Origin of the sequence: Paraburkholderia sp. 35.1 (assembly GCF_050436525.1) — a bacterium.
GTDB lineage: Bacteria > Pseudomonadota > Gammaproteobacteria > Burkholderiales > Burkholderiaceae > Paraburkholderia > Paraburkholderia tuberum.
Map to the genome: position 1 here is coordinate 123,779 of NZ_JBNDMJ010000001.1, position 12,819 is coordinate 136,597.

The window sequence follows — 12,819 nt, forward strand, 5'->3', positions numbered from 1 at the left end:
CGCGGTCTATCGCCACCGCCTTTTTAAGCGTTCACAGTAACGACTTTCCGCGCAATTGGTACCCGGCCTTCGCAGGGCCTCGTATCGCGCCCCTCCAAAAACATCGGCCTTCCCCCAATGATGCGGGTTCCAAGGAGCCTTCTCACCAGCAAAACTATAGCCGTCGACGCGAGGAGTCGATATCCCCGAATCGACAGATACGCCCCGTAAATGATCGGTAACCGCCTCCGGTTTTTCGGTGGTGCGACACAGCTTTAGATCGTGAAGATCTAACAGGAGGACAATCATGAATCTGCCCAAGAGTACATTGCTTGTAACACTTCTATTGAGTTCAGCTTTCGCCTTTGCGCAAGGCAATCAGACTTACACGACAACGACCCAAGAGGCCGCAGAGGCTGCCCAACGACAACATAATACCGGGACGATGAATTCGAACGAAGCACAACAACTACGCCAAATGGAGGAACAAGAACAACGAACCTATTCGCCACCTTTGCAGCCCTCGCCAAACTCGAGCGACGGCGATTAGCAATCAAGCGCAATGCTCTCTCCGCCCGCATCGACTCTTTGTCTAAAGAATCGCTGCGGGCATTTGAGGGACCGGCAATCGCCTGAGTTTTCGTCATCGTGCATGTCGACGAACGCGCGGAAGCCGATTTCGCAACCCAGATACTCTTGTTTTTCAGCTTTCTCAGGTCCGCAGTTCCCGCATTCGGGCATGCGCGGAATTTTCACTTATAGTTGTCGATTGCCTCTTGTCACGTCTTGAGCGGACGGTCGCAAATCGACATCGAACGGCAGAAACTGGCCGCTTATTGCCTTACGCTACCGTGTCATGTCGATCCGTTGGGAGCCCTGCGGTTGCCCGTGCCGACCTGGATCGTGTCTTCACGCCGAGTCGACGCGATCGCACTCAGCGTCGCTCTGTCCCGTATGCGCAACCTGCTCGCCAAACTGCAGGGCGGCAAGCTGGGCATAGAGCGGCGAGCTCAGAAGCAAGTCGGCGTGACGGCCCTGCGCGACGATGCGGCCTTGCTCCAGCACGACGATGCGGTCCGCTTGCTGTACGGTCGCGAGGCGGTGCGCGATGACCAGCGTGGTGCGGTTCTGCGCGGCATTGTCCAGCGCCTTTTGTACGAGGCGTTCGCTGGCGGCATCGAGCGCGCTGGTGGCTTCGTCCAGCAGCAGAATGGGCGGATTCTTCAGGATCGCGCGGGCGATCGCAATGCGTTGGCGCTGTCCCCCAGACAGCCGTACTCCGCGCTCGCCTAGAAACGTGTCGTAGCCTTGCGGCAGTTCTTCGATAAAGCCGGCCGCAGCGGCCATTTCGGCAGCCCGCTGCACTTGCGGGAGTGTGGCCTCGTGCGCGCCGTAGCGGATGTTGTCGAGCACGCTGCCCGAAAAGATCACCGATTCCTGCAGCACTGCCCCGATTCCCTTGCGCAACTCGAGGAGCGGCACCTGTCGCGTCGGGACGCCGTTGATCAGAATGTTGCCGCCCTGCGGGTCGTAAAATCGCAGCAGCAGTTGGAACAGCGTGGTCTTGCCGGCACCGGACGGTCCAACCAGCGCGACATGTTCGCCCGCGCGGACGTCGAGCGAGAGCCCGGCGAGTGCAGCGATGCCGGGGCGGGACGGATACGAAAAGCTAACATTGTCGAGGCGGATGCCGTCCCCGCGCGCCGGCAGCGCGACCGTCGCCTCGGCCTGCACCACCGGCGAGCGTGCCACCAGCAGTTGCAACAAACGTTCGGTGGCGCCGGCAGCCCGCTGCAGATCGCCCCACACTTCGGCGACAGCTCCCACAGCGCCGGCGGTGAACACCGCATAGAGGATGAACTGGGACAACTGGCCGGCCGTCATCCGCCCGGCTAGCACAGCCTGCGCCCCAAGCCAGAGGACGAACACGACGGCGGCGAATACCAGCACGATAATCACGGCGGTCAACCAGGCACGCGCCCGAATGCGCTTGAGCGCGGTCTCAAAGGCCACCTCCACCGCGCCGGCAAACCGCCGCGCCTCAAAGGCCTCCTGCGTGTACGACTGGACGGTCGGCATGGCATTGAGGACCTCGCCCGCCAGCGCGCTCGCGTTCGCTACCTTGTCCTGGCTGGCGCGCGAGAGGCGGCGCACGCGCCGACCGAAGACAACGATGGGAGCGACCACCACCACCAGCGTAGCGATGACGTAGCCTGACAGCACTGGGCTGGTCAGCGCCAGCATCGCCATGCCACCAGTAAGCAGGAAGAAGTTGCGTAACCCCAACGACAGGCTGGTGCCCACCACCGTCTGAATCAAGGTGGTGTCGGTGGTGAGCCGCGACAGCACCTCTCCGGTCTGCGTGGTTTCGAAGAACTGCGGGCTCATCTCCAGCACGTGGTCGTAGACAGCACTTCGCAAATCGGCCGTGACCCGCTCGCCCAGCCACGACACGAGGTAGAAGCGCAGTGCCGTGGCGCCGGCCAGTACCAGCGAAACGGCGAATAACGCGAGGAAATAGCGATCGATATGCGTACGGTCACCCGCAGCAAAGCCACGGTCAATCAGGTATTTGAACGCCACCGGCAACGCCAGTGTGGCGCCCGCCGACGTCACCAGCGCCAGGAACGCGAGCGCCCAGCGCCCGGCATATGGGCGCATGAAGGGAAACAGGGCAAACAGGGGGCCTATAGCCCGCGAAGGCGGCGAAGGCGGGACAGCGTCTGGCATGAGGATTCCCGAGCGGGTAGAAGTTCATCTCGATTGTGCCAGTCCTACAGATTCGAAGGCAGCGGTCGCGTGCTTGCCGCGACTCCCCATATGTATCAAGATCAAATCGATCTTCTCAGGAATGAGCCATTGCCATGACAGACAAATCCCGATCCAGACGAACTGAAAGGACCCGGTGACTTGACGTTGCGCCAGATCCACGAACAGGTACAGAAGAGCGCCGAGCGCGACCGCGAAGAGCAGGTAAAGCGTAATACTACCGCTGCGCAACAGGGTATCGATGGGCAACGTTGGGTACGCTACGTGTGGGCCCGCAGTGGCCGTCGCTAAGATGGCTTGATACGAAATGCGCCGGTCGCGATTGCCGAATCGGGAGCAAACGTTAATCGCCGAGCCGGGCCGGTCATAGCGTGTCTGCGAGCGGCACGACCGACCCACTACGGACATAGAGCCGGTGCCACCTGTATGAGCGCTTTCCGAGTACAGCAGCCATCCCTTTATCTGCAGCGGCCTTTTGATGGCAAGCTTATTGTCAACGGCAGTAACCTCCCTTCACGCCACGCGCCAAGTGTTCCGCTTTCTATTCGGCGCTATCGCGCGGTCAGAAACAGCCGCACCCAATCGTGGCTTCGCGGCAAACGAAACACGGATTCCGGGTCATCGCACCTTCCGTGCGAAACGTCGCGGTGATCGCCGGCAGCGCCCTTGCAGCAGGGCTCGGCTCGACGCTTGCTCCGCTATCCGGAAATGCAAATCCTCGATGGGCAAAGATTCTTCGACCAACGACGGCCCGAAGGCGGGTCAAAAACGGTGACGCATGCCGACGAGTGCTAGCGCTTGCCAGCGCGTACCGTCGACGCCGTACGACGAGATCGAAGCAACAGCGCGCTGCGTACCGCCATCTGCGGTACGTTGCGTACCTTTCGCGATTTGATACGCACCTGTCAGATAAACGTCCGTGCGCACGGACAGGTTATAAAAACTGCCAGCGCTGAACTGATGATAACTCGCCGAGGTATCGCCGCTCGCATGCGTATAGGCGTAGCCCAAGCCAAACTGAAGCATAGGGTTCACGCGATAGAACGTGAAGGCGCGCGCTGTGTTGTATGTCTCAGTCCTTGAAAACGACGACAGTGCGTCGGGCCTGTACGTCGCGTTGCTGTAACCGAAGCCAAATGAGACACGCTTACCGGTATACTGCGTCGCAACTTGCGCAATCCCGATGACGTGCGCCGTTGCGTACGCGGCATTGATCGAGCCACCGTCGAACAGAGAGTCTGACGATGCGCCGCTCCACCCCAAGCGCAATGTCGAATCCCTATGCGTATTGCTGGCCTGGTAATAGCCGCCTGCAACACTGAGGCTTTCATAGGTGTAGGAAACTGCACCCGCAGCCGTATATCCCTGGCCGTTCTGTCCCGCGATGCCGCCCAGCGCGTACATTGCCTCAGCCCGAAGTCCCGCGATCACAGGACTCGTGTATTTCACCGCGTTCGAGACGCGGGCGCTGCCGTCGTTGTTGTCGACGTCGCCCGGGGTCGCGAATGGCGAACCGCCGATCGTCTCGGCCGTCAGCACCTCTGTCATATCGACGACCGGATCATACATACGTCCGAAGATCACGGTTCCCCACCGTTGACTTGCCAGACCCACAACCGATTGCCGTCCGAACTGCCGGCCACCCTGTCCCAGCTTTCCGTTGACAATCGAGAACCCATTTTCGAGGCGGAAAACAGCCTGAAGGCCGTCGCCGAGATCTTCGCTACCGCGGATCCCCCACCGGTTGCTGGACAAGCCGCCGCTTACGAGGCTTGTCCTGTTCCCAGTATTCGTCGTCATGTAGCTCAGACCGGAGTCGACCACCCCATATAAGGTGACGCTTTGTGCATTGACCTGTGGCGCGATCAGTCCCAGCGCAGCAGGAATAAGTGCAAGAGTAGATGCTATTTTCATTTTCGCAATACGTACGTTTTTATCCGATGTGCGGAAGCATCGCGCGCGGTGAGTCGCGACGCAGCGCGGACTCCCCTGGTAAATGAGACTATGAAATCGAAGTTGCGGTTGGGGGGCTACGTTGGACTGGCGGCGCCCTGCGATCCATGCACGGGTCCTGTCGCGACCAGCGTTGGGTAATTGCCCGCGCCGGGGAGGCTCACCATCTCCACGCGAAAGACCGGGCCGACGACGTCCGGCCGCACGATCTCCTCAGGTTTGCCGCATGCAAGCATGTGCCCTTCTCGCAGGACCGCGACTTGGTCCGCGTAGCGGATGGCGGCGTTGAGGTCGTGCAAGACGATGACGGTTGCCAGCCCGCGCTTCTGCGTCGTTCGCCTTACCACCTCCAGCACGTGCAACTGGTGATATATATCCAGCGCACTGGTCGGCTCGTCCAGCAACAGTGCCGCCGGATTGCGCGCGAGGGCCTGCGCAATGAAAACGAGTTGGCGCTGACCGCCGCTTAGTTCCACCAGAAAGCGTTGCGCGAGATGCAGGATGCCAAGTTCCGCAAGGACCTCGCACACGACATGTTTGTCCACTTCAGTCACACGCAGACCTAGTGTTGCCAGTCGACCCAGCAGGACAACTTCGAGAACGGTAAGGCTGCTACGCCCTGCAGAATCCTGCGCGACATAGCTGACGAGGCTTCGGTTCGATTTCTTCGGGGGGCGGTCCAGCGCGCGGCCGTCGAACAGGAGTTGGCCGCTGTATGCAGCAAGCCCCGCAATGGCACGCAACACTGATGTCTTCCCGCAGCCATTCGGACCGACGATGGCGGTCACGTCTCCGGGCATGGCGGTGAGGGAAATTGATTGCATCACCGCACGTTTCCCGTACGAGATACTGATATCACGAAGTTCGATCTTCACGCTGGACCTCGCTTCTGGCTGACGATGAGGCAGACAAAAAACGGAACGCCGATGAGTGCAGTGACGATGCCGATCGGCACGACCGCACCCGGGTAGACCACTTTGCTGGCAATCGAGGCGCCGGATAACAGTAAAGCGCCTGTGATCGCGGCGCCAGGCAGCAGGAAGCGATGATCGTCGCCAAGCAGCATCCGGGCGATGTGCGGGGCTACGAGACCGACAAATCCGATCGTTCCGACAAACGCGACGGCCGCGGCCGTCAGCAAGGATACGAAGGCGAGTGAGCGTAGCCGTAATGCGCGAGGGTTCACGCCTAGAGCGTGCGCACGGTCGTCGCCGAGTTGCAACGTCGTCAGCTTCCACGCGTCCAGCATCAGAAACGGAAAAACCACGGCGACCACTGCGGCCAGCACAGCGACCTTGCCGAGGCTCGCTTTAAGAAAACTGCCGAACAGCCAGAAGACAACCTGCTGCAAAGCTTCCGGCGAAGCCTGAAACTGTACAAGCGATGTCAGCGCCTGAAAGAGGAACAACAGCGCAATGCCGCCCAGAATCATCGCTTCGGGACTTGCGCCTTTGCTGTTTCCTATTGCAAAGACACAGGCACAGGCAATTGCTGAAAAGAAAAAGGCTGCGATCGGTATCGCATAATCGGCGGGGAGAGGGATCCATCGCCCCAGGACGATCACGAAGGCGGCGCCAAATCCCGCTGCAGCCGAAATGCCGAGCGTATAGCTGCAGGCCAGCCGGTTGTGCAGCACCGTCTGCATGACTGCGCCCGAGAGACCGAGCGACATCCCGACACCGACCGCCATCAGCGCCATGGGCAGGCGGATCGTCCAGACAATGATACGGTTGACCGGGTCAGTATCCGCCCCAAACAGAGCCGTGAGCATGTCCCACGGTCGCAACATCGCGGGGCCAGTCGCGATGTCAATCATGAACAGGACTGTCAATAACAGGACGGCGCTTATCAACCACGCGCCGCGACGCATTATCTGTCGACGGTACTCGGCAAGAAAGGAATCTACGACGGTCATGGCTTCGCGCTCAACATCCACGTTCCAGTCAGCTTCACTGGCAAATATCTGGCGTAGTAGTCGCGCAGGTCGGCCATCGGGTCGATATCGGCGAACTGTGCAGGATAGAGCTGCTTGGCGATGTACTCCATCGCGGTGTAGTCGAAGAACGTCCGGCATAACGCGTGATCAATGCCGTAGACGTGCCCCTCCCGCACGGCACGCATGTTCGACCAGCCTGGACGCGCGGTATAGGTCTTCAGGGTGGCACGGGCTGGTGCGGGATCGCTTCCGAAGCCTAGGCGAACCGCGTTAGGTGCGTTGTCCCACGAGGAACCTGCGATAAAGACGAATGCCGGGTCGGCCGCCAGGACGAGCTCCGGATTCATTTGCCCCCAACCACCGGGAATTCGACCCGTTGCGATATTTTCCGCACCGAGGTTATCGAGAATCTTTCCCCACATCGTGCCGTTGTAGCTATTGCCGATGGTTCCTGCGCCGTCATACCCCAGTTCAACGTAAACCTTGGGTTTCGTGGTCGTGCGGGCGGCGGCGACACGACGCAGGATGTCGTCGTATTTGCGCTGATAGAAGCGGGCTAGTTCCTCGGCGCGGGTGTTCTCGCTCATAACGGCGCCAATGGCACGCGTGCTGGCGAGGTGGCGTTGCAGTGTCTGGGCGTTATAGTCGATGACGACAATCGGAATACCAGCCGCATCCAAACGGCTTTTGGATGTGCCGAGCGAATCGAATTCGAGTTGCGAAAGAATCAGAAGATCGGGGCGCAGGGCCAGTACCTTCTCGACGCTAAACGTGTTGTCCCCCGCGTACCCAACGTCAGGCAGATCCTGCAGCCGCGGAATCACCTTGACATACTCTTTCCAGGTCGCGGCGCGCCATCCCGCCCAGGTTGCCTTGCTCAAACCCACGACGCGGTTCCATCCGCTGGTGCCGGCAACGGCGGTGAATTCCTCGAAATAAAAACCTAGAACGATCCGTTTTGCAGGTGCGTCGACCACGACATCGCGATTCAGTGCATCGATGACATGTACGGGTGCTGCGATGGCCTGGCTTGCAGGGATGCAGGCGAGGGCGACTAGGGCCGCGGTCAGCATGCCTTTCCAGTTCAACATATAAGCTCCGGTGACCAGACGTGCGCGCGAAAACCGCCCGCTCAGTCAGATCGGAGGTCGGCGTTGGCAGTGATGTCTGGTCGAAATGATGTGGCGATGCGAATCCGTCAATCCCGGGCGTGTCATCCGATCGTCACAAACAACGCGGTTCGAGATGGCGAGTGAGGGCCTCGACACAAGGGTCGAGAGGGGGACCTAAGAAACACGGATCACATCAGTCAACGAGCGCATTCTCGCGGTCGATCGCTCGACACAGCGGGGAAATATGCTCAATGTCAGCCCGAAAAGGCGGGAGGCGCACGCGCGCCAGGGCAACGCAGGAGGAGAAACTGCGGGAGACCGTTCTGGTTCGGTGCGAACCAGAACGGGGTGGTGACGATAATGCCGAAAAGCACCGACAGCGCGAAAATCGATGCGATCGCGCTCAGGAATGCCGCGCTGAAAGAGCAGAGCGAATGGGTGTCGCGCGAGTCAGAAAGCGGGTTGTGGGCGTCTCCTGATGCGCTGATGTCGCGAGCGTCGCTGAGCCCACTCACATCGGGCATTGCCATCACGCCGGACATGGCGCTGAGATTGCTGCCTTGAGGAAGCACCAACGGTCCATGTCCGGTACATAGGGCCAGTCCGAAGCTGCCGGATGGCGCTTCAGGGTCAAGCATGATGGCACCTGGACAGATAGCGCGGAGCAGGAGGATGGCGAGCATCCAAATGATGACCTGCCGTCCCCGTGCACCGCACCACGTCAGGCGATGGCGGAGCGAATTCATGGTCGCGCATTTTACAGAGATTACGAACGCCTTGGTAGGCTAGCCTCAAACAACCAGCGTTTGTAAGGCTGCTGCGGCAACACGATTCGAAGGACAATGTCGTGTGCGACCATCGCATCAAAATCGGCGGCTATCGCCGTCACGCGGAAGCGCGGGGCGCGACGGGTACCAGCTATTCAGCGCCCGCAAGCTCTTTCGTCTGCATCATCAGGATACTGCTGCTTCAACCACCCGGCGATCTGCTGTGGTGCCCATTTCAGCTGCAGTTTCCTGGCTACAAGCCGACGCAGTTTACCGTTGACGGCAAGGCAGCCGAAGCCGTCCGCCACGCAAATCCGCGACGAGCCAGTTTTTCTTTCGTCCGCCCTTCACCGCGTGAATCATCGGCGATTGTGTTCGCGTTGGAACTGCGTCCAGCCGCATGGGTAGAATGAGCGATCTGAATCGTGAGGGGAAAGTGGGTGGCTCATCTACTTTTGCTCGGGGCGGGATTCACCCGCAATTGGGATGGCTGGCTCGCCGGCGAACTAGCCGACGACCTGATTAGCCGCCTTGCGGACAACCGGGATCTCTGCAAACGACTCACCGACAATCCGAACTTCGAAGAGGTACTTGGCGACCTGCAACTCGAGTGGCGTCATCACCAGCAACCCGCGCACCGTGAGCGGCTAAACCTGATGGAGCGCGCGGTCAGTGCATCCTTCGACGACATGAACGCGATGCTGTCGGATCGACCCGGGCTGGAGTTTCAGGGCAACGGCCCGAACTTCGTCCAGCGCAGCATCACCAGCTTTCTGGCCCGCTTCGACGCTATCTTCACGCTCAATCAAGATCTGCTCCTCGAGTTGTTTTATGGGCCCCACGATCCACGCATAAGCGTGCAATACCCCGGCATGGCGCTGCCGCCGAACTTCTGGAATCTTCGCCCGGAGGAAAAGCTCGCGGCGGACTGGCGACCGCGACCGGACGCCGAGTACCGTGTGGAACGTCAAGGCCAGCCGGTCTTCAAGCTGCATGGCTCGGTCAACTGGCGCAGCGAGGACGGCAACGACCTGCTCGTGATGGGTGCACGCAAGGTCGAGGCGATTGCAGGCTCGGCGCTTCTCACGCGATACGCCGAGGAGTTCCGCGCGCGCCTGCGCGAACGCGGCTCGCGTCTGATGACCATCGGCTACGGCTTTGGCGACGAGCACGTCAATCAGGCGATCGTCGACGCTGCAGAGGCCGACGAGACCTTCGGCATGTTCGTGGTCAATCCGAGCGGACGCAAGGCGCTCCGACCACCCAATGACACCGGCCAGATCCCGCAACCGCGTCGAGCGATCGAGGACGTCCGCTACATTGGCGGGTCGACACGATCGCTACGCACGACCTTCACGAACGACGAACTCGAACGCGCGAAGCTAGTGCGCTTCTTCGACGCTTGATTGAGACACCTACGTGTCCAGCATGTCCCATTCGTCCCCGAGAATCCATCGCAACGCCGAGAGCTTGCCTTTGATCATTCCCCACTCGAAGTCGTCCCACGGGCCGAGGTTCTCGATGCCGACCTCGTCTTCGGTCCTCTTCGCGGCAGCGAGTGCGCCTTCCCATACGGTATCGAGCGTCTGGTCCGCCCGATACGGGTTCCGGCTGTAGTCCTTCTCCGCGACGACATGATGTTTGCCAGTCTCAATCTCGTGGCGAAGGTTCCAGTGGCGGTTGTACCAGACCTGCCGGAACAACAGGTGTTCGGCTTCGAGGATCTCCGGTAGCCGCCGCGCTTCCTGCGAGTAGTTGAACTCGAAGTCGTGTTCGCCAAGCAGATCGGGGCAGTAGTCCTTCAGGAATTCAACCATCGATATCCAGTAGGATGACTTCGGCGCATCGAACAGGTGCACGAGGTCGGCGTGCGCCTTCCGAAAGTCACCGTTTGCATCGCTGAAGTCTTTCGTGTTGTGAGTGATGAACGCGCATGGCGCGTCCTCGGTCGCGCCCGAAACCACATCGACGTACATCTCGACGAGGATAGCGTCTCTCACGCTGTTCTTCGCACGATGATAGGGAGCCTGCTTCGCGAGCGCGCGCTCGGTGACGCGCTGCTTGACCGCGTCGCTGGTCGCGAGCGCGGGAGCGCGGCGTAGAAGCCTGTCGATACGTTCGATCGAACCGCCTACCGCGTCGCCGTCAACGCCGATCCGGTGGTCGACCTCGTTCAGTCCTGCCAGCAGGTCGGCTTTGCGGCCGTCGTCTCCAAACTGATTCACGGCCTGCCTGACCAGCCGGAAATGCGACTGCAGGCCGCGTCGGGCCTCGTCGATGATGCGGACCTTGTTCCGATCGAATTCGTCCAGCACCTGCTGCGGCACGATCAGTTCGATATGGCCGTTCTCGACAAGGTCTTCGAGCGCACTGATGACGGGCTGCTCGCGATAGTCCTTCCCGAGGTCGAGCCAGACGCACGTATCAACCAGAAGCCGGATAGCCATGCCGCTCCTCTTTTGACGATGGGGAACCGGAGATTCTACGGGACGGTGGACGTTATGCAGGCGCGTCGGGGCCAGAGATCGGGCCGCCGTACCGCCGCTGCCCCCGCGCCGCTACGCGAGCAGCTCTCGAATAGCCAACGACTGCTTCGGACGGCAAGGCTGCCGTCCAGATGTCTGAGCGAAAGATCCGGCGACTGTCTCCGGACATGCAATCAGGTAGTTGAAGTTGCGGTAGGCATTGCCAGTCCAGACACGCTCGACGATCATCGTGTGCTCCCGAGGTCTTGCTGCCAACGAACAGGCATAGCTAGCAAGCCATGTTACCGATCTGAAGCCCATGGAACCGGATCGTCGCGGGGGCAACCCGTAGGCTTCGATCTTCGGCTATGGTAGCAGCGGTCGCCCAACGCCTGTTGGCATTGCTCTGACCAGGACAGTCGGAGCCTCGTCGGACCACATTTCCGCGGGTCACCGGGCCCCAGAGCGCGGCTCACCCGGCGTGCGGCGCTCTTACGCTCTTCGCGGCGCAGCATGAGTACCTCAGCTGCTCATCCCCACCGGACGTCGGCAGGCTCCGGCTCCTGACGTGCCGACGTGTCGCTAGCGAAGCTCGTGTAGCTGCAGCTGCCAGAGTCGTATGGGCAAGCCGGTTCCAGCGAACCCGCCTGGAACGGCGAGGCGAAATCCACTATCGTGTCAGTTGAGGTGCATTGCAGGCGCGCAGGATCCCCGGCGAGATGTCTCGCGCCCGATGCCGCCGGCCGAGGATCGCAGCACCGAAGGTGTCCTTTGGAGCGCTGCGCGGCGCTGCTGGCTTGTTAGCGTCGAAGGACTGCACCCTCAGGCGCTCCCGGTCGGTCGATCACGGATGGAGGTGTCTCATGGGCACTAAAGGTCTGCTCGTCAGGTTGGAAGTCAAGGCCGGCTACGACGACGCCGGGGCGGAAGACGTCCTGCGCTCAGCTCTCGCGATGGGTCGGGCGGAAGCAACGACCGCGTGGTTCGCGATCAGATTCGGGCGATCGGAGTATGGCATCTTCGACGTGTTCCCAGACGATGCCGGCCGCGAGGCGCATCTGGCGGGGCCAGTTATACAAGCATTGTTGGATGCCGGCGGCAGCGCGTTTGTCGGGGCGCCGCTGATTCAGGAGTTCGAGGTCCTGGCCGACAAGTTGCCTGCAACATCATCGGGCGAGCCGGTCACGAAGGCGCTGCTCCTCACGTTCAAGGCAAAGGCGGGCCATGAGGCGCAGGTCGCGCAGTTCCTTCGCGACGCGCAAGCACTCGTGGAGCAGGAACCCAAGACCGTTGCCTGGTTTGCCATCCGCCTTGACGACAGTCACTTCGGCATCTTTGACGTCTTCCCCGACAACGGCGGTCGGTTTGCGGACTTGACGGGTCATGTTCCTCGGGAACTCGCCAAGCATTCCCTGTCATTGCTGGGCAGCGTGCCGGATATCGGAATGCTCGACGTGGTCGACGCAAAATGGGCCGACCAGTCTGCGGGGGCGCGGTGATCCTGACAGGGACCCTTCCCCAAAGGTCGGAATCTGCCTCCGGTCGTATCATCAGGGGCAGCGCCCTTGTAGCCGAGCGCCCGCGCCGCGACCGGGAGTGGGACGTCGACGGTCGCAGCTTTTCCCTCGTATATCGTAGTCGGCGGGCAAGGTGATTTCATAATGCATCGCCTACATGATCGGGCTCCAAGTTTTGCTAAAACCAGGCGAGAGACATCCATTGCGAGGGTGCCGCCGCCCGCGATTGTCGCCGATCGTTTAGGTTTATTCGATGCCTGCCCTCGAGCACGGGCTCATGAGCGAACGACAACGCGTACGGGCAGTCACCGCTTCACAGTT

12 protein-coding genes are annotated in these 12,819 nt (G+C 60.8%); 4 read left to right on the plus strand and 8 right to left on the minus strand.

From position 1 onward, the window contains the following. The first annotated feature begins 286 nt into the window (after positions 1-286). Positions 287-529 (plus strand): hypothetical protein, encoded by a 243-nt coding sequence (locus OKW27_RS00695; protein ID WP_429332202.1) that lies wholly within the window; start codon positions 287-289, stop codon positions 527-529. Positions 530-888: 359 nt separating this feature from the next. On the opposite strand, the gene OKW27_RS00700 is transcribed toward OKW27_RS00695, so the two are convergent. The 7 genes from OKW27_RS00700 to OKW27_RS00730 all read right to left on the minus strand — a co-directional run bounded on the left by OKW27_RS00700 (position 889) and on the right by OKW27_RS00730 (position 8,387). Next, positions 889-2,709: an ABC transporter transmembrane domain-containing protein gene (locus OKW27_RS00700; RefSeq protein WP_429332203.1), complete on the minus strand. Its 1,821-nt coding sequence runs from the start codon at positions 2,707-2,709 to the stop codon at positions 889-891. A gap of 24 nt (positions 2,710-2,733) precedes the next feature. Continuing rightward, entirely contained in the window at positions 2,734-2,997 is a 264-nt protein-coding gene (locus OKW27_RS00705) for a hypothetical protein (RefSeq protein ID WP_429332204.1), read from the minus strand. Positions 2,998-3,510: 513 nt separating this feature from the next. Next, positions 3,511-4,662 (minus strand): porin, encoded by a 1,152-nt coding sequence (locus tag OKW27_RS00710; protein WP_429332205.1) that lies wholly within the window; start codon positions 4,660-4,662, stop codon positions 3,511-3,513. 116 nt (positions 4,663-4,778) lie between these two features. Beyond that, positions 4,779-5,576, minus strand: coding sequence for an ABC transporter ATP-binding protein (locus OKW27_RS00715; RefSeq protein WP_429332206.1), 798 nt, complete (start codon positions 5,574-5,576; stop codon positions 4,779-4,781). After that, positions 5,573-6,616, minus strand: coding sequence for a FecCD family ABC transporter permease (locus OKW27_RS00720; protein ID WP_429332207.1), 1,044 nt, complete (start codon positions 6,614-6,616; stop codon positions 5,573-5,575). Before OKW27_RS00720 ends, OKW27_RS00715 begins: the two co-directional genes overlap by 4 nt. Further along, entirely contained in the window at positions 6,613-7,728 is a 1,116-nt protein-coding gene (locus OKW27_RS00725) for an ABC transporter substrate-binding protein (RefSeq protein ID WP_429332208.1), read from the minus strand. Before OKW27_RS00725 ends, OKW27_RS00720 begins: the two co-directional genes overlap by 4 nt. Before the next feature lie 275 nt (positions 7,729-8,003). Then, entirely contained in the window at positions 8,004-8,387 is a 384-nt protein-coding gene (locus OKW27_RS00730; protein WP_429332209.1) for a hypothetical protein, read from the minus strand. 209 nt (positions 8,388-8,596) lie between these two features. Here OKW27_RS00730 and OKW27_RS00735 point away from each other — a divergent pair, with 209 nt between their 5' ends. Then, entirely contained in the window at positions 8,597-8,929 is a 333-nt protein-coding gene (locus OKW27_RS00735) for a hypothetical protein (RefSeq protein ID WP_429332864.1), read from the plus strand. A 12-nt stretch (positions 8,930-8,941) separates the two neighbouring features. Then, entirely contained in the window at positions 8,942-9,922 is a 981-nt protein-coding gene (locus OKW27_RS00740; protein ID WP_429332210.1) for an SIR2 family protein, read from the plus strand. A 9-nt stretch (positions 9,923-9,931) separates the two neighbouring features. Here the strand turns inward: OKW27_RS00740 and OKW27_RS00745 are convergent, their stop codons facing one another. Beyond that, on the minus strand, positions 9,932-10,963 hold the full coding sequence (locus OKW27_RS00745) for a PIN domain-containing protein (protein ID WP_429332211.1): 1,032 nt from the start codon (positions 10,961-10,963) through the stop codon (positions 9,932-9,934). Positions 10,964-11,844: 881 nt separating this feature from the next. Between OKW27_RS00745 and OKW27_RS00750 the strand changes: the two genes are divergently transcribed. Then, positions 11,845-12,480 carry a putative quinol monooxygenase gene (locus OKW27_RS00750; RefSeq protein ID WP_429332212.1) on the plus strand — a complete coding sequence of 212 codons (636 nt, stop codon included), beginning with the start codon at positions 11,845-11,847 and terminating at the stop codon, positions 12,478-12,480. Positions 12,481-12,819: the final 339 nt, after the last annotated feature.

Excerpts from the sequence above, each read along its gene's own strand:
- OKW27_RS00695 (WP_429332202.1), top strand. The coding sequence starts at position 287 with ATGAATCTGCCCAAGAGTACATTGCTTGTAACACTTCTATTGAGTTCA.
- OKW27_RS00700 (WP_429332203.1), bottom strand. The coding sequence starts at position 2,709 with ATGCCAGACGCTGTCCCGCCTTCGCCGCCTTCGCGGGCTATAGGCCCC.
- OKW27_RS00710 (WP_429332205.1), bottom strand. The coding sequence starts at position 4,662 with ATGAAAATAGCATCTACTCTTGCACTTATTCCTGCTGCGCTGGGACTG.
- OKW27_RS00720 (WP_429332207.1), bottom strand. The coding sequence starts at position 6,616 with ATGACCGTCGTAGATTCCTTTCTTGCCGAGTACCGTCGACAGATAATG.
- OKW27_RS00725 (WP_429332208.1), bottom strand. The coding sequence starts at position 7,728 with ATGTTGAACTGGAAAGGCATGCTGACCGCGGCCCTAGTCGCCCTCGCC.
- OKW27_RS00730 (WP_429332209.1), bottom strand. The coding sequence starts at position 8,387 with ATGCTTGACCCTGAAGCGCCATCCGGCAGCTTCGGACTGGCCCTATGT.
- OKW27_RS00745 (WP_429332211.1), bottom strand. The coding sequence starts at position 10,963 with ATGGCTATCCGGCTTCTGGTTGATACGTGCGTCTGGCTCGACCTCGGG.
- OKW27_RS00750 (WP_429332212.1), top strand. The coding sequence starts at position 11,845 with ATGGGCACTAAAGGTCTGCTCGTCAGGTTGGAAGTCAAGGCCGGCTAC.